Origin of the sequence: Ruminococcus sp. AF17-12 (genome assembly GCF_003479245.1) — a bacterium.
GTDB classification, from domain to species: Bacteria; Bacillota; Clostridia; order Lachnospirales; family Lachnospiraceae; genus Blautia_A; species Blautia_A fusiformis.
Window position 1 is genome coordinate 93,814 of sequence record NZ_QUGY01000012.1, and the last position, 26,210, is coordinate 120,023.

A 26,210-nucleotide genomic window follows, 5' to 3' on the forward strand; every position below is an offset into this window, starting at 1 on the left:
ATTTTTAACAAAAAAGATTACTTATATATGGAAAGAAAGGATTTGGATTATATGAAGACCAAGCGTGAAGATGTTCGTAACGTGGCCATTATCGCCCATGTCGATCACGGTAAAACAACACTTGTTGACGAGCTTTTGAAACAGAGCGGTGTTTTCCGTGAGAACCAGGAAGTCCAGGAACGTGTCATGGATTCCAACGATATTGAGCGTGAGCGCGGCATTACGATTCTCTCCAAAAACACCGCAGTTCATTATAAGGATGTAAAAATCAATATCATCGATACTCCAGGTCATGCGGACTTCGGCGGCGAGGTAGAGCGTGTGCTGAAGATGGTAGACGGCGTTATTCTTCTTGTGGACGCCTTCGAGGGTGCCATGCCTCAGACTAAATTTGTACTTCGTAAAGCTCTCGAACTGAACCTGCATGTTATTGTCTGCATCAATAAGATCGACCGTCCGGAAGCACGTCCGGAGGAGGTTGTCGACGAGGTTCTGGAGCTTCTCATGGATCTGGACGCATCTGACGAACAGCTGGACTGCCCGTTCCTGTATGCCTCCGCAAAAGCCGGCTATGCAGTTCGTAACCTTGAGGACAAACCTGAGAATATGGCTCCGCTTTTTGAGACCATCCTTGATGCGATTCCTGCTCCGGAGGGAGATCCGGACGGAGATACGCAGGTTCTTATCAGCACCATCGACTACAATGAGTATGTAGGCCGTATCGGTGTCGGTAAGGTTGAGCGCGGAACCATTTCCGTGAACCAGGAGCTGATGCTTCTGAACCATCATGACCCTGACAAACACGAGCGCGTAAAGATCAGCAAACTCTACGAATTTGACGGACTGAACAAAGTTGAAGTTAAAAGCGCTACCATCGGAGCTATTGTTGCAATCTCCGGTATCGCGGATATCCACATTGGAGATACCCTCTGTGCAGGAGACAACCCAGAGTCCATTCCGTTCCAGAAGATTTCCGAGCCAACAATCTCCATGAACTTCCTTGTAAACGACAGTCCTCTTGCAGGACAGGAAGGTAAATACATCACTTCCCGTCACCTTCGTGACCGTCTCTACCGTGAGCTGAACACAGACGTCAGCCTTCGTGTAGAAGACACCGATACAACCGAGTGCTTCAAGGTTTCCGGCCGTGGTGAGCTTCACCTCTCCGTTCTTATTGAGAACATGCGCCGTGAGGGATACGAGTTTGCAGTCAGCAAACCGGAGGTTCTCTATCACACAGACGAGCGTGGACGTAAACTGGAGCCGATCGAAATCGCATACGTTGACGTTCCGGAAGAATTTTCCGGTACTATCATCCAGAAACTCAGCGAGCGTAAAGGTGAGCTTCAGGGTATGAGCACAGCAAGCGACGGAACTGTACGTCTCGAGTTCTCCATCCCCTCCCGTGGACTGATCGGATTCCGTAACGAATTCCTTACCTCCACCAAGGGTACCGGTATCCTGAATACCATGTTTGACGGATATGCACCATACAAGGGAGACTTCCCGTACCGTAAACAGGGTTCCCTCATCGCTTTCGAGGCAGGCGAGACTGTTACCTACGGTCTTTTCTCTGCTCAGGAGCGTGGTACTCTCTTTGTCGGACCTGGCGAGAAGGTGTACAGCGGTATGGTCATCGGACAGAACGGAAAGGCCGAGGATATTGAACTGAATGTCTGCAAGACCAAGCACCTTACCAATACTCGTTCCTCTTCCGCTGACGATGCACTGAAGCTTGTTCCGCCAAAGATCTTAAGTCTTGAGCAGGCCATTGAATTCATCGACCAGGATGAGCTTCTTGAGGTAACACCGACAAGCCTTCGTATCCGTAAACGTATTCTGGACTCCAGAGACAGAAAACGTGCCGCATTCCGCAAGAGCTGATCGAACCTGGCTATCATTTACTGTTGAGCAGAAACCTTTTACAGTAATTCGGCGCAAAGCCGCATAGTGAATGCGGATGCTTTTATCCGCCTGACCTATATTTATATAAACTGCCATATGGGAAGCATTTCCTGTATGGCAGTTTTTTTTCTGCATTTCTGAAAAAAATCACGATAATTTCCGTCTAATTATTCTGAAATTTTAAATAATTTCAAGTTTTTTGATTTCTTATGTTATCACGCTTTACTTTGCTACAATATTTTTGTGAATTTTTTATCAAAATTACTCCGTATTTTTGTGAATTATTCATCGAATTCTCTATTGACGTCTGAAATCAGTTAAATTATAATGTGCGCATGATCATTTGACAAAAGTTTAACGTTAATGTTTTAACCACATGTTGCGTTTTATCTTTTGCCCGCCCTTCATATGTGTGCATGTTTTTTGTCAGTGCTGACAATTTTTTAACATGTTCTTTGTGCACAGTGCTGAATTTCAAAAATTTTTTTTAAGATTTTTCCAATAATTCAGCGTTCCGCAAAGTAAAATTTACAGTATTTTCCCCTAATTTTTTGTTCGTCATTTTGCACATAGCGACAAAATTCAGAATTTGCGTTTTTTTCAGAATTTTGATACTATATCAGTATCAAAGCTGAAAATTCAATCAGATTGAATCAACAACGAAACGCAACGCGGGGACTTACAAAAACTCTGCAGCATCTGCCGGCGAAAAAAGGATAAGCCCGCAGGACCACAGACCATTATCATATGAAAACAGGAGGATTCCACATGGCAAAGAAAGAAACTATCCCTACCATCATCGACACTCCAGAAGCCCTGACCGCGAAAATGGCTGCAATGAAAGAGGCACAGAAGATCTTTGCTACCTACACACAGGAGCAGGTCGACAAGATCTTTAAGGCAGCTGCTACTGCTGCTGACAAGATGCGTATCCCACTTGCCAAAATGGCTGTTGAGGAAACAGGCATGGGTATCATGGAAGACAAGGTTATCAAGAACCATTACGCAGCAGAGTATGTTTACAATGCATATAAGAACACTCAGACATGTGGTGTTGTAGAAGAAGACAAGGCATACGGACTCAAGAAGATCCTGGAACCTGTAGGACTGATCGCTGCAGTTATCCCTACAACCAACCCGACCTCCACAGCAATCTATAAATCTCTTATTTCCCTGAAAACCCGTAATGCGATCATCATCAGCCCGCATCCGCGTGCTAAGAAATCCACTATTGAAGCTGCAAAAGTTGTTCTGGAAGCAGCTGTTGCCGCAGGTGCGCCGGAAGGAATCATCGGATGGATCGATATCCCAAGCCTTGACCTTACCAACATGGTAATGCAGAACGCAGATATCATCCTTGCCACCGGTGGTCCCGGAATGGTCAAAGCAGCTTACTCCTCCGGTAAACCGGCTGTTGGTGTAGGACCCGGAAATACACCTGCCATTATTGATGACAGCGCAGATATCCGTCTTGCAGTTAACTCCATCATCCACTCCAAGACCTTTGACAATGGTATGATCTGTGCTTCCGAGCAGTCCGTAACTGTTCTGGAGAGCATTTATAAAGAAGTGAAGGAAGAGTTCCTTTACAGAGGATGCTACTTTCTTAAAAAAGACGAGATCGAGAAGGTCAGAAAGACCATCCTTATCAACGGTGCACTGAATGCCAAGATCGTAGGACAGAAGGCTGCTACTATCGCTGAAATGGCAGGCGTTACTGTACCGGCTGAGACCAAGATCCTGATCGGTGAGGTTGAGTCCGTTGATATCAGCGAAGAATTCGCACACGAGAAGCTTTCCCCTGTACTTGCCATGTACAAGGCCAAGAATTTTGACGATGCTGTTGCAAAGGCTGCGCAGCTCGTTGCAGACGGCGGCTATGGTCATACCTCTTCCCTCTACATCAACGTAAATGAAACAGAGAAGATGGATAAATTCGAAGCAGCTATGAAAACCTGCCGTATCCTTATCAATACACCTTCTTCCCAGGGTGGTATCGGTGACCTTTATAACTTCAAGCTTGCTCCATCCCTTACTCTTGGCTGCGGTTCCTGGGGCGGTAACTCCGTATCCGAGAACGTTGGTGTCAAACACCTTCTCAATACCAAGACTGTTGCTGAAAGGAGAGAGAATATGCTCTGGATGAGAACACCGGAAAAGGTTTACTTTAAGAAGGGCTGTATGCCGGTTGCTCTTGATGAGCTCGGTACTGTTATGGGCAAGAAACGCTGCTTCATCGTAACAGACTCCTTCCTCTACAAGAATGGCTACACCAAACCGATTGAAGATAAACTGGATCAGATGGGCATCGTTCATACATGCTTCTCTGATGTAGCTCCTGACCCGTCTCTCGCTTCCGCCAAAGCCGGTGCCAAGGCTATGACAGCCTTTGAGCCAGACTGCATCATCGCTCTTGGCGGCGGTTCCGCAATGGATGCCGGCAAGGTTATGTGGATGCTTTATGAGAATCCGGACGCTGACTTCTCCGATATGTCCATGGACTTCCTGGATATCCGTAAGAGAGTTTATACATTCCCGAAGATGGGTAAAAAAGCTTACTTCGTAGCGATCCCAACCTCTTCCGGTACAGGCTCCGAGGTTACTCCTTTCGCCATCATCACAGATCAGGATACCGGCGTTAAATGGCCACTGGCTGATTACGAGCTTCTCCCGGATATGGCGATCGTAGATACCAATAACATGATGAGCGCACCGAAGGGACTTACCCGTGCTTCCGGTATCGATGTTATGACACATGCCATTGAGGCTTATGTTTCCATGATGGCTTCCGATTACACCGATGGTCTTGCACTGAAAGCGATCAAGCTTGTATTTGAGTATCTGCCGCGTGCATATAAAGATGGCAATGACGTAGAGGCCAGAGATCATATGGCTAACGCTTCCTGCATGGCAGGTCTTGCATTCGCCAATGCATTCCTCGGCGTTAACCACTCTCTCGCTCACAAGCTCGGTGCTTTCCACCACCTGCCACACGGTATCGCAAACGCAGTTGTTCTTCTGGATGTTATGCGTTACAACAGTGCTGAGGTTCCGACTAAGATGGGTACTTTCCCACAGTATCAGTATCCGAAGACACTTGCACGCTACGCTGAGATCGGACGTTCTGTAGGTCTTACAGGCAAGAACGATGCAGAAGTATTCGAAAAGCTTCTTGCTAAACTGGATGAGCTTATGAGAACTATCGAGATCCTGCCGACGATCCGTGATTACGGCGTAGATGAGAAACATTTCCTGGAAACTCTGGATGAGATGTCCGAGCAGGCCTTCAATGACCAGTGTACCGGTGCCAACCCGAGATATCCGCTTGTATCCGAGCTGAAAGATATCTATCTGAAAGCTTACTACGGAGAAATGCCAAATAAAGAAAAGAAAAAAGCCAAATAAATGTGGAACATCCTTTTAATGAAACACAGTCGGGAGTCTATTCACTCCCGGCTACGTTTCATTTGCTTATTCCCTCTTACAAAAGATCCCCGATACAGGGCTGCATGAACAGACTGTACCGGGGATCTTTTATTCAACTGCTTGGTAATGATCGTTTATTTCAAGCCATACTCTGCTGCAAGTTTTTTAAATTCAGGAAGAGAATTCACAATTGTCTCATAGGATACACAATATGCAAGTCTCACATAACCGGGGCATGCGAAGGAGCTTCCCGGTACCATAAGGATGTTATATTTCTTACCGGCTTCACAGAAGGCTTTTTCGTCTTCAACCGGAGATTTTACAAAGAGATAGAAGGCACCCTGTGGTTTGATGCACTCAAATCCGCATTCTTTCAGGCCATTATAAAGTGCCTGCCGATTTTTATCATAAGCTGCAAGATCCGTCTTGGCGTCTACACATTTTGCAACTACCTTCTGGATCAGGGACGGTGCATTTACACAGCCAAGTGTACGGTTTGCAATGGTTGCTGCAGAGATCAGCTCTTCGCTTCCGTCTGCCTCATCAGGGATCACCAGATATCCGATACGTTCACCCGGAAGGGAAAGAGATTTGCTGTAGGAATAGCCTACAACAGTATTGTTATAATATTTCGTCAGGTATGGGACCTCCACGCCATCATAAGCCAGCTCACGGTATGGCTCATCGGAGATCAGGTAGATCACAGTTCCGAACTCTTTCTGTTTTGCTTCCAGGATTGCGGAAAGCTTCTTGATCGTTTCTTCTGAATATACAACTCCGGTAGGATTGTGTGGGGTGTTTACGATAACCGCTCTTGTCTTCGGTGTGATCTTCTGCTCAAACTCAGCGAGATTTGGCTGGAAAGTTGTGGTATCTGGAGAGATTTCCACAAGGACACCATCATAATTGCGGACATATGCACCGTATTCCAGAAAATAGGGTGCAAAAACGATCACCTCTTCTCCAGGATTCAGGATTGTTTTCAGGATCACATTCAGTCCGCTTGCAGCGCCGACGGTCATGATCAGATTCTTTGCGGAAAATTTTGTATCGAAACGTCTGTTGAGGGATTCTGCGATGGTCTGGCGTACATCCTCAAAACCTGCATTGCTCATATAGCCGTGAAGAATAGTCGGATCCGTAGTGTTTACAAGCTCGATAATTGCTTCGCGGACGCTGTCCGGTGCCGGTACACTTGGATTTCCGAGACTGAAATCAAAAACCTTGTCTGCGCCGTATTTCGCACGGAGGCGGTTTCCTTCCTCAAACATCATACGGATGGCGGAATTATTTTTTACGTAGGGTTTCATTTTTTCTGATATCATTTTGTGCTCTCTCCTTTTATCCGATTTTACAGGGTTTCATATCATTATTTCTACCATAGTCAGAATCTGTTGTACTGTCTACAATTTTACCCCGTCTTGCTTCAGCGTGTCAATACTTTGTCCAGGTAAAGTGCTTCATATTTCCTATGGACAATGCTAGTGTACCTGTTTGTCTTCCGGTTTCGTTCGCACGATCCATACTGACAACGTGCTTCCCACCAGCGCGATCACGAATCCGGTCAGAACATCTGTCGGATAATGGACACCCAGATACAGTCTGGAAAATGCCACCAGTGCTGCCAGGACTACTGCCGGGATTCCGAATTTCTTCGGAAGCATCCGGAGCATTACCAGAGCAACGGCAAAGGATGCTGTGGTGTGACCTGACGGAAAAGAGAAATCCTTCGGTTTGGTGATCATAGGGATGAGAGCTTCGATTTCCGCAAAAGGCCTTGGTCTTGCCACTATATTTTTGAGAAGCAGGTTGGTAACGATTGCCCCGAAGATCAGGGACAAGGCTGCCGCATAGCCTGTTTTTCTTGTCTTTGGAACAGCAAGAAGAACAACTGCACAGAGGATCCAGAACCATCCTCCGTTTCCCAGAAATGTAACAGATTTCATAAATGGTGTCAGCATATCCATTCTTAAATATCGCTGGATCAGGAGAAGGATTTCTCCGTCCAGCTGTTGTATTGACTGTAAAATATTCATATACCTCTTACTGATCAGACGCTACCGCAATCTGCTTTGCCAGCTGTTCATAGCCATGCAGCTGCCCGGCAGTTTACCTGGTCAGATCAGCTTTCTCCTCTTTCTTTATTTTTCATTTCTTTATTTTTCAGCAGACAGAGCAGCTTTCTTTTATATTTCTGCATCTGCAGCTGTCTGATTTACTTATTATCTATTATACTGTATTTTTCTTGATTTTCTGATAACAAAAGCTAAATATTTTATAAATAAAACGCCCCTGCACTGCCGAAATTTCACACAGTACAGGGACATCTCCTTTCCGTTACTTAAAACTTTCTATATAAACTTTTCTTTTTCTTTCAGGATGGCTGCGCTTTACGCTCCGCGCTCTGCCTCCCGCTCCTTATAATGATGTGCCTCCTCCAGCATCATATCTTTCACCTTCATCAGTCGGATCTGGGTACTTCTCTCGTTCTCATCCAGCTTCATGGTGATGTATTTGATGTTTGCCTGTGCTTCCGGTATGATGACATGCTCCAGGGCATTTACACGACGCCTTGTTTTTTCGATCTCGGAAGCCATAAGCTGACAGGCCTTTTCCACTTCTGCCAGACGAAGCATATCCGGCAGGATGTCTGCCAGGGATTTTACCGCTCCGTCCAGATCACTGGATGTAAAAGCAAAGCCATAGGAATAGATATCGTTAGCATCCGGTGTTCTTGTTTTGTATTCAAAAACAGGAATATCCACACTCATGACATTCTTTTTTCCGGTTTCCAGATAAACTTCCTGCTTGGGAGCCATCAGTGCCGTATTCAGCGTCTCCTCCGACATTCCTGCTTTTGCAATGACAAAATTGGTGTTGGCGCTTCGGATACCGGCTTCTACTTTTTTTCGCAGCTCCATATTCTCCCGTACCAGATCCAGGAACTGTCTCATCAGCTCGTCCCGCTTATCCTTCAGAAGCTTATGGCCACGTACTGCAGTCACCAGCTTCTTTTTCTGCTTCGTAAGCTCCATACGGGTAGGATTCACCTGTGTTGATGCCACAAATCATCCCCCCTTTATACTTTTCCGTAATACTGATCAAGGAATTTGTCATCGATACGTTTCAGCTCGCTTCTCGGAAGAATGGAAAGCAGCTTCCAGCCGATGGCCAGTGTTTCCTCAATATCACGGTTAGCCTGATAGCCCTGGGAAACATATTCCTTCTCGAAAGCATCTGCAAATTTTGCATAAATCAGGTCAATATCGGAAAGAGCTGCCTCACCAAGAATGGTCATCAGCTCTTTGGCCTCTTTACCACGGGCATATGCGGCAAACAGCTGGTTCATGGTGTTTGCATGGTCTGCTCTTGTCTTGCCTTCACCGATACCCTTATCCTTCAGTCGTGACAGAGACGGAAGAACATCGATGGGCGGTGTGATTCCCTTACGGTAAAGCTCACGGCTCAGGATGATCTGTCCCTCTGTGATGTAACCGGTAAGGTCCGGGATCGGATGGGTCTTATCATCCTCGGGCATAGTCAGGATCGGAACCATGGTGATACTTCCTGATTTTCCTTTCTGACGGCCTGCACGCTCATAAAGAGAAGCAAGATCTGTGTACATATATCCGGGATATCCACGACGTCCCGGAACCTCCTTACGAGCCGCGGAAACCTCACGGAGCGCATCCGCATAGTTTGTGATATCCGTAAGGATTACAAGAACGTGCATGTCTTTTTCGAAGGCAAGATATTCAGCCGCTGTCAGTGCCATTCGCGGAGTAGCGATACGCTCAACAGCCGGGTCATTTGCCAGGTTCACAAACAGAACAGTACGATCTATAGCTCCGGTTTCCTTAAAGCTCTCTACAAAGAAGTTTGACTCCTCGAAAGTGATACCCATGGCTGCAAATACAACGGCAAACTGCTCATCTTTTCCGCGTACCTTCGCCTGTCTTGCGATCTGTGCTGCAAGCTGTGCATGGGGAAGACCGGATGCGGAGAAGATCGGAAGCTTCTGTCCACGTACCAGGGTGTTCAGTCCGTCAATCGCAGATACACCCGTCTGGATAAACTCCTCCGGATAGCTTCTGGCCGCCGGATTCATGGGAAGTCCATTGATATCTCTTCTCTCTTCCGGAAGGATCTCCGGGCCGTCATCAATGGGACGTCCCAGTCCGTCAAAAACACGGCCCAGCATATCGCCGGATACACCAAGCTCCATGCTCCGTCCCAGGAAACGTACCTTGCTGTTGGAAAGGTTGATACCCGTGGAGCTCTCAAACAGCTGCACCAGTGCATTGCTTCCGTCGATCTCCAGAACACGGCATCTTCTTGTTTCGCCATCGGCAAGCTCGATCTCACCAAGCTCGTCAAATGCCACATCTTCAACGCCCCGTACCAGCATCAAAGGGCCGGCAACTTCCTGTATGGTCCTATATTCTTTTGGCATTTTACAGGCCCTCCTTTTCCAGAAGTTCTGCAGTCTCTGCTGCAAGCTGGCGGGTTACCTTCTCATACTCTGCTGCCAGCTGATCTTCTTTTGTATATTTATAACGGCCGATCTGCTCACGTACCGGAAGCTTTACGATATCATTGATATCCGCACCCTGTTTCAGCGCATCCAGTCCCGCATCATAAAATGCAAGTACCAGACGCATCATATTGTGCTGTTTTTCCAGAGATGTGTAGGTATCGATCTCGTGGAAAGAGTTCTGGTGGAGGAAATCCTCTCGGATGGAACGGGCTGCTTCCATTTTCAGTCGGTCACCCGGAGAAAGCGCATCCATACCTACCATCTTTACGATTTCTTCCAGCTCTGCCTCTTCCTGAAGAAGGGTCATCATTCTCTGACGGAGCTTCATCCAGTCATTCGCTACATTTTCGTCAAACCATCCGCCAACGCTGTCCAGATACAGAGAATAGCTGGTCAGCCAGTTGATCGCCGGGAAATGACGTTTGTATGCAAGGTTTGCGTCCAGTCCCCAGAATACCTTTACGATTCGAAGTGTAGCCTGGGAAACCGGCTCGGAGATATCACCACCTGGAGGAGATACAGCGCCGATCGCTGTCAGGGCACCCTCTCTTCCGTCTTTTCCACTGCAGATCACATGTCCGGCACGCTCATAGAACTGTGCAAGACGGGAACCAAGATATGCAGGATAACCTTCCTCGCCTGGCATCTCCTCCAGCCGTCCGGACATCTCACGGAGAGCCTCAGCCCATCTGGAAGTAGAATCTGCCATCAATGCTACGGAATATCCCATATCACGGAAATACTCCGCAATTGTAATACCTGTATAGATCGACGCCTCACGAGCTGCAACCGGCATATCTGAGGTATTGGCGATCAGAACCGTACGCTCCATCAGAGACTGTCCTGTTTTTGGATCCTTCAGCTCCGGGAACTCGTTCAGAACGTCTGTCATCTCATTTCCACGCTCACCGCAGCCGATATAAACTACGATATCTGCCTCTGCCCATTTTGCAAGCTGATGCTGGATAACGGTCTTGCCGCTTCCGAACGGGCCAGGAACTGCTGCCACACCACCCTTGGCAATAGGGAACATGGTGTCAATAACACGCTGACCGGTTACCAGAGGTTTGGCCGGCGGAAGTTTTTTCTTATATGGACGGCCACGTCGTACCGGCCAGTGCTGCATCAGTGTCAGTTCTTTATCTCCATCTGCTGTGGAAAGAACTGCAACGGTCTCGTCCACGGTGAACTCACCGGATCTGATCTCTTTCAGAGTACCCTTCATATTGGGTGGTACCATGATCTTCTGTGTAACAACGATAGTCTCCTGAACGGTTCCAAGAACATCGCCGCCCTCCAGCTGATCTCCCACCTTCGCAACCGGAATGAAATTCCATTTTTTGTCCCGCTTCAAGGCAGGAACCTCAACGCCTCGTTTCAGGTTGTTGCTGCCTGCTACCTTCATGATGTCATCCAGCGGACGCTGGATTCCATCGTAAATGCTTGTAATAAGGCCAGGACCAAGCTCCACGGAAAGGGGCACCTCCATGGACTCTACCGGTTCTCCCGGGCGAAGTCCTGAAGTCTCCTCATATACCTGTATGGAAGCCTCATCTTCATGCATCTCAATAATCTCACCGATCAGACGCTGGCTGCTTACACGAACCACGTCATACATATTTGCATCCCGCATACCCTTGGCAATTACCAGCGGTCCTGCCACCTTCTTAATGGTTCCTCTGCTCATCTGAACCAATCACCTGCTTTCTTGTCACTCATTACTGAAAAGAATATCGGAGCCAACTGCCGTCTCCACGGATTTCTTTACATTTTCGATACCTGCACCTGTATTTCCGGAAATTCCGGGAATCTGAATGATCGCAGGCATCAGCTCCTCACTGTATTTACTGATCTCTGCGGAAAGCTGGGCCGCCAGCTGTTCCGTAATATAAATAACCGCATATTCACCGGCCGCCAGACGGTTAAGCTTCTCTTTACCTTCTGCAGGATCCTCCACCGGAAAAGTATCAAGGCCAAGAGCCGCAAACCCGTAAATGCTGTTATAATCACCTAAAACTGCGATCTTATACATACATTTCCCTTGCCCTTTCCCGGATAAACTCTTCCGGAAGGCCGCTGCGCTTTCCGGTGAGAATGATCCGCACCGTCTTGATCTCATTTTCACGGGCAAGCACATAGGCTACCAGCGGTCCCAGTGAAAATGAATTGTACAGCTGAGGGCGGATGGTCTCCATGATCTGGTTATCACACCATCTCTCAAAAGCGGAAGCTGATTCCGCCAGTGCCAGAGCTCCGTCCCCATATTTCGTTTCTGCCAGATAACCCATGATCTGATCCATTCCGCTTACTGCCGCGTGGATCAGTCTCTCCTTATCCAGTGTGTCACATTCTGCCATGGCTTTTTTCATAAAGTCCGAACTTTTTCCTGTTTTGCAGGCACGGACTGCGATCCGGATATCTGCTACCGCTACCGTGGATTCCGCATACTGCCGGACGATCTCTTCTTTTGACCGTTCTCCGGCTTTTTTTATGGCATCCAGTGCTGCCCGGTCTACGATAATATCCGCAAGCTGTCCGTCTCTTGTGTGCAAAAAGGTCTCATAGGCTTCTCTTGCCGCTTCCCGCATATCCTCAGGAAAACGATCATATTCCTTATCCTTCAGGAATTTCACCATATCCTCTCCGTCAATGGAACAGTCGCTGAAAAAAATATTCGGCGCTGCCCCTTGCAGGATGCTTGCCTTCACAGCCGCTTTCAGGTTATGGAAAAGATCCTGATAGGAAAGAACAGAAAACACAGATCGGTCCGCTACCAGCGAATCCATGATCTCCCAGATCTTTTCTCTCTCCCGAGAAAGAATGGCATCCGCACCGGCTGCAGGATCACCATTTCCCCAGCCCTTCTCTGTAAGGATCTGAAGGCACTGCTGCTCATCCTGACATGCCAGAAGCTGCTCGATCGCTGCCTGATTCAGAAGTCCGGTCTCCAGAACACGTATCCGCGCCACCGCATAGGCATAATCTTCACCAAACATCATTCACGCCCTCCTTTTTGCGATGGTGTTTTACGCAAACAAAATCTTTCTTACCTGATCCAGAAGCTCATCCCGCTTCTCTGCGAACATGGCATCAATGGAACAGTTTTCCTCAATGCCGCCGTATATCAGGATAAAACCTCCGTCTATGTTTCGGGTTTCACCGGAAATTTCCAGCACACCACCCTTTTTCTGTGCCAGGCTCTTTATTTCCTCACGGAAACCTGCCGGCATACGTTCCAGATCCTTTTTTGAAAAACAGATCTCTCCTTCTCTTGGAAGAAGATATTTCTCAGCCATATTCTTAAGGATCCCAAAATATTTTTCTTCATCCAGATTCTTCACACGGTCACAGGCATCTGCGATCACATTTCCGATCAGCTCCTGCTTGGCTGCAAGAACTGCGGTACGCTTCTTCATATCTGCAGCGGAAGCTGTCCGCTCTTCATAGCTTTTCACCTTTGCCCTGGACTGTTCTTCTCTCTGCTGCCGGATCTTATCTGCCTTTTCTCCGGCTTCCCTGAGGATCTCTGCGGCTTTTTTCTCCGCATCACTGATCGTAACGGCTGCAGAAGCATCGGCCTCTTCAAGAATCTGGCTTACCATCTTCTCTAATCCTGTCATGCTCTGCCCTCCTGATGAATCAAACCTGAATTCCGCTGACTGCAAGAATGGAGATCAGAAGAGCCAGAATCGCATATGTCTCAACCATTGCAGGGAAAAGCATGGCTTTACCGAACTGCTCCGGCTTCTTGGCTACGATACCGATGGAAGCTACGGAAGTTTTTCCCTGATGGATCGCAGAAAGAAGACCTGCGATAGCGATCGGAAGACAAGCCACAAAGATCATAAGACCGGTTTCCAGGGAAATATCAGCAACACCGCCACCCAGGATACCAACCTTGGAAAGTGCAAGGAATGCTACCAGCAGTCCGTAAATACCCTGCGTACCGGGAAGAAGCTGAAGAAGCAGAACCTTGGCAAATTTGTCCGGGTCTTCAGTTACAACACCTGCTGCTGCACGGCCGGCTGTACCAACACCGATGGCGGAACCTATACCTGCAAGAGCTACGGAAATTGCTGCTCCCAATAATGCCCAAACGATACCACTCATAATATTAATCCTCCTTAATATCTACATATTTTGTATTTTCGCGGAATGGGTGGAACTCTTTTCCTCCGCCCTCAAAGAATTTACCGAAAAACTCTACGTACTGTAATCGGCAGGTGTGCACGTATGCACCCAGAAGATTGATCAGAAGGTTAAAGATATGACCAATCACAAATACAAGGATAAATACGATCCATCCCAGAATACTGTCTCCCAGCATACTTCCCATCTGGTTCATAACTGATGCGATAACTCCGGTGGCAAGTCCCAGGGCCAGAAGTCTGGAATAGGAAAGGATATCACTGACCCATCCCGTGATATTGTAAAGATCGTAAGCTCCAAGCGCCAGCCTCAGGAACGGATTCTTCTTATCTCTTCCTGACATAAAGAGAATTCCCACAGCACCGATGATCGCCATCCATTTTCCGACCTGTATCACTGCCGGTGAAAGATTCAGATCCATCTGAGAAATAGAACGGAACATGCTGCTTGGGATAAAGATCAGGATCAGTCCCATAAGAAGCAGGAACCAGAGTACTACGTCATAGAAAAAATCGAGATATTTTCTGTCACGTAACAGCATGTAACCCTTAAGACCCATTCCCAGAAACATATGGATCAGGCCAAACAGCATGGAGAACACCAGAAGTCTCATTGGCTCATTTAACGGTGCAAACCATACCGGCTTCACCGTGACCGGCCTGTGCAGATATACTTTCGAGAATACATCGATAAAATCTCCGAAATATCCGCCAAACATCACGCCCCAGAACAAAGTGGACAATCCACAGTACATAAAAAGCCGGATGGATTTCTGCATTCCGCTCTCCATCCTGGGGAACTTCAGAAGTACTCCCAGACAGACTGCAAAGACGATCAGTCCATATGCTGCGTCTGACAGCATCAGTCCGAAAAGAAATACATAGCAGGCTGTCATGATCATGGAAGGATCGATCTCTCCCTTTCCGGGAAGACCAAATGCTGCCAGAACTCCCTCTCCTGCTGCTCCGAATTTGCCGTTCTGAAGGGCAACCGGAACATTTTCTCCCTCAGCATCTTCTGCTTCAAAAACAATATCGTACTTCTCCGTAAGCCGTTTCTCCATTGCAGAAACCTGTTTCTTCGGAAGATATCCTGTCACAAAAAAAGTGCTCTCCGACTGGCGGAGCTGTCCTAATACCTCATATTTCTGTGCACGGATCCGGAAATAATCGGACAAAAGCTGAAGAGAGCTCTTCCTGTCGTGAAGAGCACGTATCTGTTCCCGGATCTGTTCGGACTCTTCCTGAATGCGTACCACTTCATTCTTAAGGTTCTCCAGCTCCTGTGCCGGAACCTCTGATACCAGCTGTGCCGGTCTTGCAAATCCCTGCATCCGAAGCGCTTCTTCCAGTTCCTGTGCCTGTGCTTTCAGGCAGACAACCACCAGGCTCAGCTTACCGGCGTCATTTGAGATTTCCCGAATGTCAAAGGCTTCAAGCTGTGGTGCATCCGCTGCCAGCTGACTGTATACCTGATCCAGAGTTATATTTCCATCAATACTTCCCACAAGTACCGCTGCTTTCGCTGTACCGCCGAAGTTCATCGGAATATCCAGCTTCAGCCATGGAGCAAGAGCTGCTTCCTGCTGCTCGATCTTAACTGCTGCCGCATTGTTCTCTGTAAGCTTCTTCCGGTATCCCTGGATTTCTCTGGCTGTTCTCAGGATCTCTTCCTGATCCCGGATAGCTTCTTCCTCCTGCTTCCTTCCGATCAGCGGTTTCCCTGCCAGGGATGCCAGCATGGATTGCTTTTCCTTCGAAAATTCATCCAGTATTTCGATTGCCTGATCACAAAGGGATGCGTTCTTCTCAAAGATCAGCCGGGCATTCATAGTATCCATCGTCTTAAGCTCCGGATCCAATTCCGCTGCATCGATCTCCAATACTCCAAGTGACTGCAGTTCTTCCAATATGGCCTTACGGTTCTTTTTCATTGCGCAGATACTGATTCGCTGCATCTGCAATACTGCCATTTTCGCACTCCCCCTCTCAGAACAAACTGTCCATTACTGTCTGGATCGCCTGCTCGTGCTTCGACTCCGCTTTCTTTTTCAAAGCTGCAAGCTCTTCCTCCGCCTGTCCAACGACAGTGTTCTCTGTACTGTGTGCACGTTCTTCGGCTGCTTTCATATCAGATGCCGCCTGTTCGCCGGCGGCTGTTTCCGCCTTTCTGATAATATTCTCTGCCTCTTTCTCAGCTTCGCTGATGATACTCTGTGCACGGACGGATGCATCCTTTATCTTCTGCTGTGCTTTTGCCTCCGCCTCTTTCACTGCCTTGATCGTTTCCTGGATCATCTGATCACCGCCTCTCTGCATATCCAAATTGTACCACAATCGCTTTTTCAAAACAATGTTTATTATGCAATTTAACGATAAATTTATTTGTATTGTGTCAAAAAGTCGTCATATATGTTATATTTTTACCATTTTTTCGCACACTTTTTATTTGTTTATTCTATTCATATTTTTTATTTTTATTCAAAAAAGCCATCAGCCCGATGAAAATGTTTTTTACATCTTCATCGGGCTGATGGCTTTCAATTATGAACAGACGGTGAATGCGGACTAACCTATTCACCCGACCTACAGTGGCTATCTGTTCTATTTGTTAATTGTACAGGTAATTTGCAATGTCTTCGCTTTTGATATTCTCAGCATCGATCCATACCGGATCAAGTAAAACCTTCTTATCAATCTTTGTTTCCTTCTTCGGTGCAGTAGACTGAATAGCCGCCCACATGGTCTGATATCCCATCGCATAAGGATTCTGTGAAAGCACTCCCAGTTCTTCCCCTTTCTGGATCGCTTCCTGCTGTTTGCTGGTTGCATCTACGCCTACCATAGCAACTTTATTTTCTCCTGTGTCCTTATTTACCTCCAGAAACATTTCAGAAACCTCGGCATTGGTGCAGAAAACACCATCCAATGCCGGATATTTATCCAGAACTTCCTTCATGGCTTCCTTCATATCATCAACCTGGTCAGAATATACGGTTTCCACCACTTTAATATCCGTATAATTTGCAATATTATCCAGAAATCCTTTTACACGCTCCTGCGCGCTCTGTGTTTTCTCCTGTGCGGAAAAAACAGCCACATTTCCCATTTTTCCAATGGCGCTGCCAAGCTTATATGCTGCATATTTGCCGATCTGTGTATTGTCTGTTCCACGGAAAGCTCTGACCAGCTTTGTATCACTGACATTGGAATCAAATGCGACCACCGGAATTCCGTTCTCTTTCGCTGCTTCCAGCTGTGCCTGACAGGAATCCATATCTCCGGCAGAAAGACACACTACAGATGGATTCTCAGCGATCACTGCATCAAGAGTATTGATCTGACTTTCTACGTCCTCTTCATCATCCGGACCCTCAAAGGTCATCGTGATCTGCTTGTCTTTTTTGAAACCATACGCCTCATTTACGTCCTTGACAGCAGCTTCCATTCCTTCTTTTACTTTATTCCAGAACTCGCCTTTTTTGCTTTTGCTGACAACAGCTATTCTGGCACCTTCTTCAATAGAAAGAGTGTCATCGATCTCAGGGATCAGCGGGCTTTTTTCTTCTTCCACTTCGGTTGCTTCAGGGGTTTCCTGGACATCTGCTACAATCGGTGCAACAAGCTTTTCTACTTCTTCTTTCTGACAGCCTGTCAGCAGGGTTGCCACAGCCAACAAGGCTGCTGACGCTACTGCAGCTCTTTTCATTGTAATCTCCTCTTCCTCGCTGGTTACTGTTCTTTATCGTCTGCCTTGTCCGTCCACAGTAACTTATACTTTACAAAAATCTTACATTTGGTTACTTGCTTTTTACATTATACACTTTTTCGTATTTCCGTCCAGAGTTTTTACACTTTTTTCACAAAATCCAGAAACGCGCTTCCCTGTGGCTCTGTTTCAAACTTCATCATTTTTCCTGTTCTGGGGTGTTTGAATTCCAGACAACTGGAACAAAGTCCCAGTGATGTACCTTTTTCTCCCGAAGGATTATATTTCCGGTCTCCAAGAAGGGGCAGTCCCTCATGAGAGAGCTGCACACGGATCTGATGATGCCGACCTGTTTCCAGCCTGATCTTAAGAAGTGTCCGGGATTTTCCGTTTATCTCCTGCTGATCCAGAACTTTATAGTGAAGGATCGCTTTTTTTGCTCCCGGTGTATTGGCAGACACCACCTGAGACATGTTGGCTTTTCCATTTTTTTTCAGATAGTCTGTAAGAGTCCCTTCTGAGCTCTTTGCTTTTCCCTCTGTTACTGCCAGGTAATATTTTCCGGTGCCTCCTGCCATCATCTGTTTACTCAAATTTCCTGCTGCTTCGGATGTTTTCGCAAATACAAGAATGCCTTCTACCGGCTGATCAAGGCGATGTACTACTCCCAGATATGGGATCTTTCCCGGTGTTTTTTGTGCCAGATAATTTTTCAGAGCACTTTCCATATCCATTGTTCCTATTTTTGCTGCCTGCACCGGCATTCCTGCTGTTTTTCTGCACACAAGGATCTCTTTGTCTTCATATAAAATATTTTCTTCAATCTGATAATTCCACATATTTTCTCATCTTACTTCCTTTCTCACAGAAGTATAACTGATGATGTTTTTGATGGCAACTGATAAATATAACTGTTCGGAAAATCTCTGATCGAAAATTTTGCTCTCTGCTCGGATCATATTATTTTATCCAGGGCTTTTCGGAACGGTTATATACTTAATATATGCAATCTTATATACACAACGAGACGGTCATCACTTTTTTTACTTTTACAGTTTCCAAAAATGATGACCGTCTCAACACTCTTCGTTATTCAATTTTTCTTCCTCTTCGTTCTTTCGAATAAAGTTTTCTTGTTATACTTATTATACTTATCAATCGAAATCTTTGATTTTATATACTTTATAAAATAATTTCGATTCTCTTTATTCAATTTTGAAATTTTTCTTTTTCAGATTCTCTCTTCTTTTTTATTTCCTGCTCATAAACGACTGATATATGTAAGTATATCTTTTCGATTATTTAGAAAGTTTTATAGATCAGAAATCATTTTTTACGATGTTTGATTTCCTGTTTATCTGAAGAATTTCGGTGGTTATACTTTTTCCTGTTCACTAAACAATTCTGGACTTAACTTCTTAAATTCAAAACCATTTGTCATCTCTGTACTTTGCGATCTGCTGATTCAAATCGACCTATTGGGATTTTCTCCTCTGCAGTTCTTTAAAGTATCCTGGAAAAAAGTTCCTGCCCGATTCTTCTATTTTTAATATCCTCTCAGATATTCTTCTGATGCAAAGCTTCAATCCATATCCTAATGGTTCTGATATGCATTTCAAAGTATCGTTCTCATCTTCACGTTTGTTCTTGGAATCTCTTCTTTCCAACGAACCGGTGAGTTGAGGGTTTTACTCTTTCGGGAAATATTTCTTTACATATTTCCTGAAATCTTTGTATCAGGTGTGTGACAGTTGTTCAATATGAGTTACCGATTCTATATTACCTGAAATACTGATTTCCTTTTGTTTCTGATTTCTTAAAATATATAAGTAAGATTTAAGAGGATCTTATTTATATTTCATAAAAGAAACTTCTGTTTTCTTAAGGTATATCATATGTGATCTGTATCAGGTCTTTCTTGCAGGAAATCCGGTTCCTGTCACTCTCATATTGATGATGGTGTTTGTTTATGTTCCCACTGGAATCACCTTTTCCTTTCTTCATCCTTCATGTGCATCTATGCTATGAATTGAATGATTTTCTTTTTTGTTTTTCTCTTGTTGTTTTTGATGGTCTTATAATAACATCGTTGCGAGTATTTGTCAATACATTTTTGTGTTTTTATGCTATTATTTTTATTTATTTGTTTTATTATGTGTTTATATTTTATAATTTGTTTGTATTTTTTATTATTTTCTGTTAATTTATGCTGTTGTGAAGTTGTGAAGAACGGGAGGGTATGTTGCGAACGGACGGCCGGGAAGGACGGGAGGGGCGGGTGAGGCTTCGGAGATCTAGTGCTTCTAAGGCTGCGGGAATTCTGCTAAAACCGCTGAAAAAATCCCAGAACTCGCTAACGCTCAAACAGCTGGGATTTTTCCAGCAACGCAGCCTCCCCGCGGCCTAAGAAGTACTACGACTCCTGCAGAGTCACCCGCCCCTCCCGTCCTTCCCGGCCTGACTTTCGAACATGGAAAGTTAGTTAGAAAAGTTTCTGTGTGACTGTATTGGCCCTGCAAACATTGCAATGTTTGTACTTTGCAATATTTGCAGGGGATTGAGATAAACTTTATTCGAAAGAACGAAGAGGAAGAAAAATTAAATAACGAAGAGTGTTGAGACGGTCATCATTTGTTAAGCTTTTCTTGATATTTTTACCGGGGCTGGGGTTTGTCTCTGGGAATGTCAGCGTAAGGTGTCCTGTGGGGAGCAGGGGCTTCGGAGTGAGCCTTTGGTCATACTTGGCGACTGAGGTGACCTGTGGAAAGGTATTCTGCGGATACAGGCCGCAGAATAAGGCCCATCTGTCTGAGCCAGGTACGCATCAGCGTACATGGCGAGTTATGGGCCGGCCTTTTCACAGGTTGCCTCAGACGCTTAGTATGACCAGGCGAAACGACAGCCCCTGCTCCCCACAGGACACCTCACGCGTCCGCATCATCCACATCCCATAAATAAGTATCCATAACCCTAAAAACTTCCCAAAACCACACCCCAAAAACAAAAAGCAGACCGGCAACCTCGATTAAAACGGTCACCAGTCTGCAAAACAACACGGAAATTCTTAAATTACTATATTCCGCTCTGCAGCATATTCATGAACACACTTCCGTCACCTTCACGCTCTATATGTGTTCAATCCCTGCATCTATTTACGATTATAATTGATCAGACAACCCTTAAGGATGATCTCTCTCTCATCATCTGTCAGCTCACCCAGAGTTACATCGAACTCCTTCAGAGCGTCACCTTCAACAGTATATCCCTTGATCACGTCTGCTTTTTCCTCAACCGCCTTGCGGATTCCCGGGAAGAACAGATAATCACCGTTCTTGAACGGAAGATCTCCGGACGGGATCAGGAATGGAAGCATACCCCAGTTGATCAGGTTGGAACGATATCTCTTGGTTGCATACTCATTGGCAATGTTTGCCCAGCCGCCAAGTACCTTCTGGCAGGATGCAGCCTGCTCTCTGGCAGAGCCATCGCCCGGTTTCACTGCAAAGATGGTACTTCCTACGCCAAGGTTGGTCTTATCTACATCCGGATAAGTCTTGTTGATGGTTTTAATAACCGGTTTCAGTTCCGGAACAGCCTCTGCCGGGCAGTTACCTGCCTGGATTGCCTTCTGTGCTGCCTGGATCTCTTTTGCACGGCCAACATAAGCCGGATCCTTTCTGGACAGTGTGAACTCTGCAAGTCCAAGCGGATTGGAACGGTAGGAAGATGTCTCGCCAGACGGGATCAGCTCGTCAGTGGTAGTAACCGGATCGTGGATCTCGGAAACAACCTTCAGGATCAGGTTGTCTGCAAGTGCAGCCATCTCCGGCCAGTCTTTGATATTCGGTCCAAACTGGATCTCTACGCTTGGATCTGCCACGCCCTTGCTATCAAATACACGGTTCTCGTAGATAGACTTATCGAAGTAGTATTTATGCTCGGAATAGCTTCCGTCAAACTCCTCTGCTGAGGTAAGGAATCCCTTGTTTGCTGCTGTAGCTGCAATGGAACGTGCATCCATAAGTGCAACCGAAGAGATCTGACCGTTCTGGATCTTGGAGCCTTCACGGTTCGGGAAGTTTCTGGTTGTATGACGGATACTGAATGCATTGTTTGCAGGTGTATCTCCGGCGCCGAAGCACGGTCCGCAGAATGCAGTTTTCACAACTGCGCCTGTTCCGATCAGTTCTGCAAGAACACCATTCTTAGCCAGTTCCATGTAGATTGGAGTACTTGCCGGATATACACTTAAGGTGAAGGCATCATGGCCGATATTTTTGCCCTTGAGGATATCTGCTGCAGCGCAGATATTCTCGAATCCACCGCCTGCACAGCCGGCGATGATTCCCTGCTCAACATAAAGCTTGCCATCAACTACCTTGTCTCTCAATGTGAACGGAATCTTTCCGTCAAGGCTTACCTGTGCTCTCTTTTCCACATCTGCAAGGATATCGTCAAGGTTTGCCTTCAGCTCATCGATGGTGTAGGTGTTACTTGGGTGGAACGGCATTGCGATCATTGGTTTGATCTCACTGAGGTCGATCTCTACACAGCCGTCATAGTATGCAACGTTGCCCGGTTTCAGTTCTTTGTAATCCTCCGGTCTTCCGTGAATCGCATAGAATTCCTCGATCTTCGCATCTGTCTGCCAGATGGAGGAAAGACATGTGGTTTCTGTTGTCATAACATCAACACCGATACGGAAATCTGCGCTTAAGCTGGCAACGCCTGGTCCAACGAACTCCATAACCTTATTCTTCACATAGCCGTTAGCAAAAACCTCGCCGATGATGGCAAGCGCAACATCCTGCGGTCCTACACCCGGCCGTGGAGCACCTTTCAGATAAATAGCAACTACTCCTGGCATATTAATATCGTATGTCTGGCAGAGAAGCTGTTTTACAAGCTCCGGTCCGCCCTCTCCCATAGCCATGGTTCCAAGTGCTCCGTATCTTGTATGACTGTCGGAGCCGAGGATCATCTTTCCGCCGCCTGCAAGCATTTCTCTTGCAAACTGATGGATAACTGCCTGATGAGGCGGTACATAAACTCCGCCGTACTTTTTGGCACAGGTGAGACCAAACATGTGGTCATCTTCATTGATGGTTCCGCCTACTGCACAGAGGGAGTTATGGCAGTTGGTCAGTACATATGGTACCGGGAACTTCTCAAGTCCTGAAGCTCTTGCAGTCTGGATGATTCCCACAAATGTGATATCATGGGAAGTCAGTTTATCGAATTTGATCTGAAGTTTCTCCATGTTATCGGATTTATTATGAGCCTTGAGAATAGAATATGCGATGGTATTCTTAGCAGCCTCTTCTTTCGCTACAGGCAGATCAGCCTGGTTCTCGGGAATGATTTCCTGTCCGTTCTGAAGATAAACACCGGTATCGTAAAGTTTCATTTCGGTTCCTCCAATCTGTAATGATTCTTTTTTTCATAATTTCGTTTATTATAGAGGATTTTTACACATTAGTCAATAAAAGTGAACACACCTGGTGCATTGTTTTGCGTACAAGCGTTATTGCCCTGTGCTTTACTTTCCCTGCAAAATCCGCTATACTGAAGACCATATCGGACGGATATTCATATTCTGCCGGCTGTGGCAGTTTCAATACGGAGGTACTGTTTATGTTTCGTTTATGGGGAAAAATATGGAAAGACAATCGCATGCTTCAGGACACCGTTGTCTGTGATGACAGCGATGATACCAGAACCCACAAGATCTTTCACGGACTTGAGGAAATCTGTTATCAGATGGATCTGGGAAATCCTATCTGGCTGGATGCCACAGTGCGGGATTTCAAAAAGCATGATAAGGCCCGCTTTTATCAGGATAATTTCATTGAACATATTGAATTCGACTACCTAGAGATCCAGGTGATCGAGGAAGACTGAGTAACATATAAAAGGACGCAGGAAAGCCACGAATGCTTATCCTGCGTTCTCTTTTTTTAAAAATTCCCAATCTGGGAGGTATATTTCAGAAGATCATGCTTACTGCCTTTAATGAAGTTTATGCTCTCAGCCAGGAGAAAAATGTAACGCTCCGTATGGCAGCTTACATGGTTGCGATCAAGAGGATCACCACAGCCGGCAAGCTCCGTGGCGGCCCGATCTCCATGGGTTGATAAGGTATAGCTGATAAATTCCTTATCTTACACAACTGCATACATAAAAAACTCTCCGGCGGATACAGAGAATCGTATCTGCCGGAGAGTTTTTTTTGCATCCGGTTCCCTTATTCCGGAATATCTTTGTGTACATTTCTGTATTTTCTCAAATATACCGGGATATGTTTTTACTCTGCATTCATAAACTCCCGTATGATTTCCCGCATGATCTCTTCCTCCTCCGGAGAAAGCATCTTGCTGAAGTGACTTCCGGTAGCAGCCGTCTGACGGATACTTCTGGTAATCTTATCTACGATTTCTTCCTGCAGAACAGGATCCGGCTTTTCTGCGACCGGTACTTCCTCCACCCAGGTACGGACCTGTTCCACATAATCTGCAAGAGAAGCCATCACAAGCTCTTCCTTATAAGAAAAGTCCAATGCCTGACGAAGAAGAAGCAGTACTACCGGCACTGCCGCCCCTATATAAAGATAAAGCATAGACAATCCTTCCCTGTATCCCAGTCTGCTGTTGAGAAAAACAGACAGTCCCAGAAGAAATGTACAAAACAGTGACGGATACCATACAAATCGGTTCATCCGATGCCAGAGCCTGTCCCTTGACTTCCACAGGTTCAGCCATTTTTCTTTGAGATTCTGTAATCGTTGCGTATTTCGGATCATTCTTCGGTAGGTAAGGTTTGTTGCCAGCATCCCCAGACCGCCGATACATCCCATGGATGTCATGACGTAAAGCGGGATGTTCAGCTTCATGATCATCTCCAGCATAAGCCCTCCCTTTTTCACTGCCGCACAGTGCCTGAGCGTGCTTTTGTTCTTTAGCCGCACTGCTCATCGCCTTAGGAATATTATACTTCTATATAACTTAACTGGAAAGAATTTTCGTTCGTCAAATGCTGCCCCTGTTTTTGGTCTTTTTACATTTCCTGCAGTGCTTTGACTACATTTTCAAATTTCATGAAGTGAGAAGCCTTTACGAGGATGGTATCTCCAGGTTTCACATATGTGTTCAGGTTCTTAAGAAGGCTTTCCAGATCTTTTTCCCGGATGACTGTCAGGTCTGGATTGGTCTGAGATGCCTTTTCCGCGATATGGGCTGCAAGTGGTCCTACGCAGATGCATGCATCGATCCTGCACTGACCTGCATGAACGCCTACACCTTCATGAAGTGCAGCTTCATCCGTTCCAAGCTCACCCATATCGCCAAGAATGGCAACCTTTCTTCCAAGTCCGTCCTGAAGAACATCCAGGGAAGCCTTCATGGACATGGGATTTGCGTTGTAGCAGTCATCTACGATCATGAATTTACCGGTCTCGATCATATTGAATCTTCCGCTGACCGGTTCCAGGCTTTCGATGCCATTTTTGATCTGCTCTGCATTCAGTCCGTAAAGTCTGCCCACAGCTGCTGCTGCCAGTGCATTGGATACCATATGACGTCCCGGCATTGGAATATCTACATGAAATGTCTGGAGCTCTCCGTTCTCTGCCATTTTTCCTTTCAGACAGATGTCACAGCTCATTCCCTTCAGGCCACGGCTTTCCACATTTTCACAGGTAACAGAAGCATTTTCTCCGTTTCCGAAAAATACCGGCTGCATGCCGTTGTATTCCTTTACTGTGGAAAGCTTATCATCATCACCGTTAAGTACGATATTTCTCTTCACATACTGAAAAATCTCTGTTTTTGCCTTCAGGACGCCGTCTCTGTCCCCAAGGTTTTCCAGATGGCAGGTTCCGATGTTTGTGATCACGCAGGTGTCCGGTTTTGCGATCTTTGCAAGACGGGTCATCTCACCGAAATCACTGATTCCCATTTCCAGAACTGCGATCTCATCTTCATCACGAAGGCGGAATACTGTCAGTGGAAGTCCCAGCTCATTGTTGAAATTCCCCTGGGTTTTCAGTATACGGTATTTTTCCTTCAGCACAGAGGCAATCACCTCTTTTGTGCTGGTCTTTCCAACGCTTCCTGTGATTCCCACAACCGGAATATCAATCTGCTCCAGATAAAACTCCGCAATGTCTTTTACTGCCTGAAGGGAGGAGCCTACCTGGATATACGGATGATCCGCCCCTTCAAGAGTTCTCTCGGATAAGGTCGCGAGTGCACCTGCTTCCATTACCTGCGGGATAAAACGGTGAGCATCCACACGCTCTCCTACTACCGGTACAAAAAGACCTCCTTTTTCCACCTTACGGCTGTCCGTTGTGATCGCAGTCACTTCCTCCTGAAGTTTTTCCTGCGGGCCGTGGTAAATACCATTGCAGACTTTTGTGATATTTTCCAATGTAAGATTTTTCATGAATAAAATCCTTTCTTTTGCCAGAAACTCCTCCTGTCAACAG

At 46.1% G+C, this 26,210-nt stretch carries 20 protein-coding genes; 4 read left to right on the plus strand and 16 right to left on the minus strand.

The window, feature by feature from the left end; translation table 11 throughout:
• Positions 1-51 precede the first annotated feature (51 nt).
• Together typA and adhE are read left to right on the plus strand one after the other, a co-directional pair.
• A complete protein-coding gene (gene typA / locus DWW77_RS13330; protein WP_044962244.1) occupies positions 52-1,884 on the plus strand; it encodes a translational GTPase TypA in 1,833 nt (610 codons plus the stop codon).
• A 789-nt stretch (positions 1,885-2,673) separates the two neighbouring features.
• A complete protein-coding gene (adhE, locus tag DWW77_RS13335; RefSeq protein ID WP_118608878.1) occupies positions 2,674-5,310 on the plus strand; it encodes a bifunctional acetaldehyde-CoA/alcohol dehydrogenase in 2,637 nt (878 codons plus the stop codon).
• Between the two features lie 155 nt (positions 5,311-5,465).
• Here the strand turns inward: adhE and DWW77_RS13340 are convergent, their stop codons facing one another.
• The 14 genes from DWW77_RS13340 to DWW77_RS13405 all read right to left on the minus strand — a co-directional run bounded on the left by DWW77_RS13340 (position 5,466) and on the right by DWW77_RS13405 (position 23,132).
• The gene (locus tag DWW77_RS13340; protein WP_118608879.1) at positions 5,466-6,656 is read right to left on the minus strand and encodes a pyridoxal phosphate-dependent aminotransferase; all 1,191 of its coding nucleotides are present in this window, start codon (positions 6,654-6,656) and stop codon (positions 5,466-5,468) included.
• A 156-nt stretch (positions 6,657-6,812) separates the two neighbouring features.
• Complete coding sequence (locus DWW77_RS13345; RefSeq protein ID WP_118608880.1) at positions 6,813-7,367, minus strand: phosphatase PAP2 family protein; 555 nt, start codon at positions 7,365-7,367, stop codon at positions 6,813-6,815.
• A gap of 354 nt (positions 7,368-7,721) precedes the next feature.
• On the minus strand, positions 7,722-8,396 hold the full coding sequence (locus tag DWW77_RS13350) for a V-type ATP synthase subunit D (protein ID WP_021975777.1): 675 nt from the start codon (positions 8,394-8,396) through the stop codon (positions 7,722-7,724).
• A 14-nt stretch (positions 8,397-8,410) separates the two neighbouring features.
• Complete coding sequence (locus DWW77_RS13355; protein WP_015526254.1) at positions 8,411-9,784, minus strand: V-type ATP synthase subunit B; 1,374 nt, start codon at positions 9,782-9,784, stop codon at positions 8,411-8,413.
• Position 9,785: 1 nt separating this feature from the next.
• Positions 9,786-11,555, minus strand: a complete 1,770-nt coding sequence (locus DWW77_RS13360; protein WP_118608881.1) for a V-type ATP synthase subunit A — start codon at positions 11,553-11,555, stop codon at positions 9,786-9,788.
• A gap of 24 nt (positions 11,556-11,579) precedes the next feature.
• Positions 11,580-11,900 carry a V-type ATP synthase subunit F gene (locus DWW77_RS13365; RefSeq protein ID WP_021652678.1) on the minus strand — a complete coding sequence of 107 codons (321 nt, stop codon included), beginning with the start codon at positions 11,898-11,900 and terminating at the stop codon, positions 11,580-11,582.
• The gene (locus tag DWW77_RS13370) at positions 11,893-12,867 is read right to left on the minus strand and encodes a V-type ATPase subunit (protein ID WP_330385182.1); all 975 of its coding nucleotides are present in this window, start codon (positions 12,865-12,867) and stop codon (positions 11,893-11,895) included. Before DWW77_RS13370 ends, DWW77_RS13365 begins: the two co-directional genes overlap by 8 nt.
• A 27-nt stretch (positions 12,868-12,894) precedes the next feature.
• Positions 12,895-13,488, minus strand: a complete 594-nt coding sequence (locus DWW77_RS13375; protein WP_015526258.1) for a V-type ATP synthase subunit E — start codon at positions 13,486-13,488, stop codon at positions 12,895-12,897.
• Positions 13,489-13,507: 19 nt separating this feature from the next.
• Positions 13,508-13,978 (minus strand): V-type ATP synthase subunit K, encoded by a 471-nt coding sequence (locus DWW77_RS13380; protein WP_015526259.1) that lies wholly within the window; start codon positions 13,976-13,978, stop codon positions 13,508-13,510.
• Positions 13,979-13,982: 4 nt separating this feature from the next.
• Positions 13,983-15,989: a V-type ATP synthase subunit I gene (locus DWW77_RS13385; RefSeq protein ID WP_118608882.1), complete on the minus strand. Its 2,007-nt coding sequence runs from the start codon at positions 15,987-15,989 to the stop codon at positions 13,983-13,985.
• Between the two features lie 16 nt (positions 15,990-16,005).
• Complete coding sequence (locus DWW77_RS13390) at positions 16,006-16,314, minus strand: V-type ATPase subunit subunit G family protein (RefSeq protein ID WP_022427344.1); 309 nt, start codon at positions 16,312-16,314, stop codon at positions 16,006-16,008.
• Positions 16,315-16,627: 313 nt separating this feature from the next.
• Entirely contained in the window at positions 16,628-17,725 is a 1,098-nt protein-coding gene (locus DWW77_RS13395; protein WP_021652672.1) for a substrate-binding domain-containing protein, read from the minus strand.
• Positions 17,726-17,865: 140 nt separating this feature from the next.
• Positions 17,866-18,564: an RluA family pseudouridine synthase gene (locus DWW77_RS13400; RefSeq protein WP_118608883.1), complete on the minus strand. Its 699-nt coding sequence runs from the start codon at positions 18,562-18,564 to the stop codon at positions 17,866-17,868.
• A gap of 2,309 nt (positions 18,565-20,873) precedes the next feature.
• Positions 20,874-23,132, minus strand: coding sequence for a hydratase (locus tag DWW77_RS13405; protein ID WP_118608884.1), 2,259 nt, complete (start codon positions 23,130-23,132; stop codon positions 20,874-20,876).
• A gap of 227 nt (positions 23,133-23,359) precedes the next feature.
• Here DWW77_RS13405 and DWW77_RS13410 point away from each other — a divergent pair, with 227 nt between their 5' ends.
• On the plus strand, positions 23,360-23,626 hold the full coding sequence (locus DWW77_RS13410; RefSeq protein WP_015526267.1) for a hypothetical protein: 267 nt from the start codon (positions 23,360-23,362) through the stop codon (positions 23,624-23,626).
• 32 nt (positions 23,627-23,658) lie between these two features.
• The gene (locus DWW77_RS13415) at positions 23,659-23,859 is read left to right on the plus strand and encodes a hypothetical protein (RefSeq protein WP_021651433.1); all 201 of its coding nucleotides are present in this window, start codon (positions 23,659-23,661) and stop codon (positions 23,857-23,859) included.
• A gap of 170 nt (positions 23,860-24,029) precedes the next feature.
• Here DWW77_RS13415 and DWW77_RS13420 read toward each other — a convergent pair whose 3' ends face one another.
• Together DWW77_RS13420 and DWW77_RS13425 are read right to left on the minus strand one after the other, a co-directional pair.
• A complete protein-coding gene (locus tag DWW77_RS13420; RefSeq protein ID WP_022427348.1) occupies positions 24,030-24,629 on the minus strand; it encodes a hypothetical protein in 600 nt (199 codons plus the stop codon).
• A gap of 149 nt (positions 24,630-24,778) precedes the next feature.
• Entirely contained in the window at positions 24,779-26,167 is a 1,389-nt protein-coding gene (locus DWW77_RS13425) for a UDP-N-acetylmuramoyl-tripeptide--D-alanyl-D-alanine ligase (RefSeq protein ID WP_118608885.1), read from the minus strand.
• Positions 26,168-26,210: the final 43 nt, after the last annotated feature.

Bases quoted from the DNA above. Each gene is read 5' to 3' on its own strand.
- typA (WP_044962244.1), top strand. From the start codon at position 52: ATGAAGACCAAGCGTGAAGATGTTCGTAACGTGGCCATTATCGCCCAT.
- adhE (WP_118608878.1), top strand. From the start codon at position 2,674: ATGGCAAAGAAAGAAACTATCCCTACCATCATCGACACTCCAGAAGCC.
- DWW77_RS13340 (WP_118608879.1), bottom strand. From the start codon at position 6,656: ATGATATCAGAAAAAATGAAACCCTACGTAAAAAATAATTCCGCCATC.
- DWW77_RS13345 (WP_118608880.1), bottom strand. From the start codon at position 7,367: ATGAATATTTTACAGTCAATACAACAGCTGGACGGAGAAATCCTTCTC.
- DWW77_RS13355 (WP_015526254.1), bottom strand. From the start codon at position 9,784: ATGCCAAAAGAATATAGGACCATACAGGAAGTTGCCGGCCCTTTGATG.
- DWW77_RS13360 (WP_118608881.1), bottom strand. From the start codon at position 11,555: ATGAGCAGAGGAACCATTAAGAAGGTGGCAGGACCGCTGGTAATTGCC.
- DWW77_RS13365 (WP_021652678.1), bottom strand. From the start codon at position 11,900: ATGTATAAGATCGCAGTTTTAGGTGATTATAACAGCATTTACGGGTTT.
- DWW77_RS13370 (WP_330385182.1), bottom strand. From the start codon at position 12,867: ATGATGTTTGGTGAAGATTATGCCTATGCGGTGGCGCGGATACGTGTT.
- DWW77_RS13375 (WP_015526258.1), bottom strand. From the start codon at position 13,488: ATGACAGGATTAGAGAAGATGGTAAGCCAGATTCTTGAAGAGGCCGAT.
- DWW77_RS13380 (WP_015526259.1), bottom strand. From the start codon at position 13,978: ATGAGTGGTATCGTTTGGGCATTATTGGGAGCAGCAATTTCCGTAGCT.
- DWW77_RS13385 (WP_118608882.1), bottom strand. From the start codon at position 15,989: ATGGCAGTATTGCAGATGCAGCGAATCAGTATCTGCGCAATGAAAAAG.
- DWW77_RS13390 (WP_022427344.1), bottom strand. From the start codon at position 16,314: ATGATCCAGGAAACGATCAAGGCAGTGAAAGAGGCGGAGGCAAAAGCA.
- DWW77_RS13395 (WP_021652672.1), bottom strand. From the start codon at position 17,725: ATGAAAAGAGCTGCAGTAGCGTCAGCAGCCTTGTTGGCTGTGGCAACC.
- DWW77_RS13400 (WP_118608883.1), bottom strand. From the start codon at position 18,564: ATGTGGAATTATCAGATTGAAGAAAATATTTTATATGAAGACAAAGAG.
- DWW77_RS13405 (WP_118608884.1), bottom strand. From the start codon at position 23,132: ATGAAACTTTACGATACCGGTGTTTATCTTCAGAACGGACAGGAAATC.
- DWW77_RS13410 (WP_015526267.1), top strand. From the start codon at position 23,360: ATGTTTCGTTTATGGGGAAAAATATGGAAAGACAATCGCATGCTTCAG.
- DWW77_RS13415 (WP_021651433.1), top strand. From the start codon at position 23,659: ATGCTTATCCTGCGTTCTCTTTTTTTAAAAATTCCCAATCTGGGAGGT.
- DWW77_RS13420 (WP_022427348.1), bottom strand. From the start codon at position 24,629: ATGCTGGAGATGATCATGAAGCTGAACATCCCGCTTTACGTCATGACA.
- DWW77_RS13425 (WP_118608885.1), bottom strand. From the start codon at position 26,167: ATGAAAAATCTTACATTGGAAAATATCACAAAAGTCTGCAATGGTATT.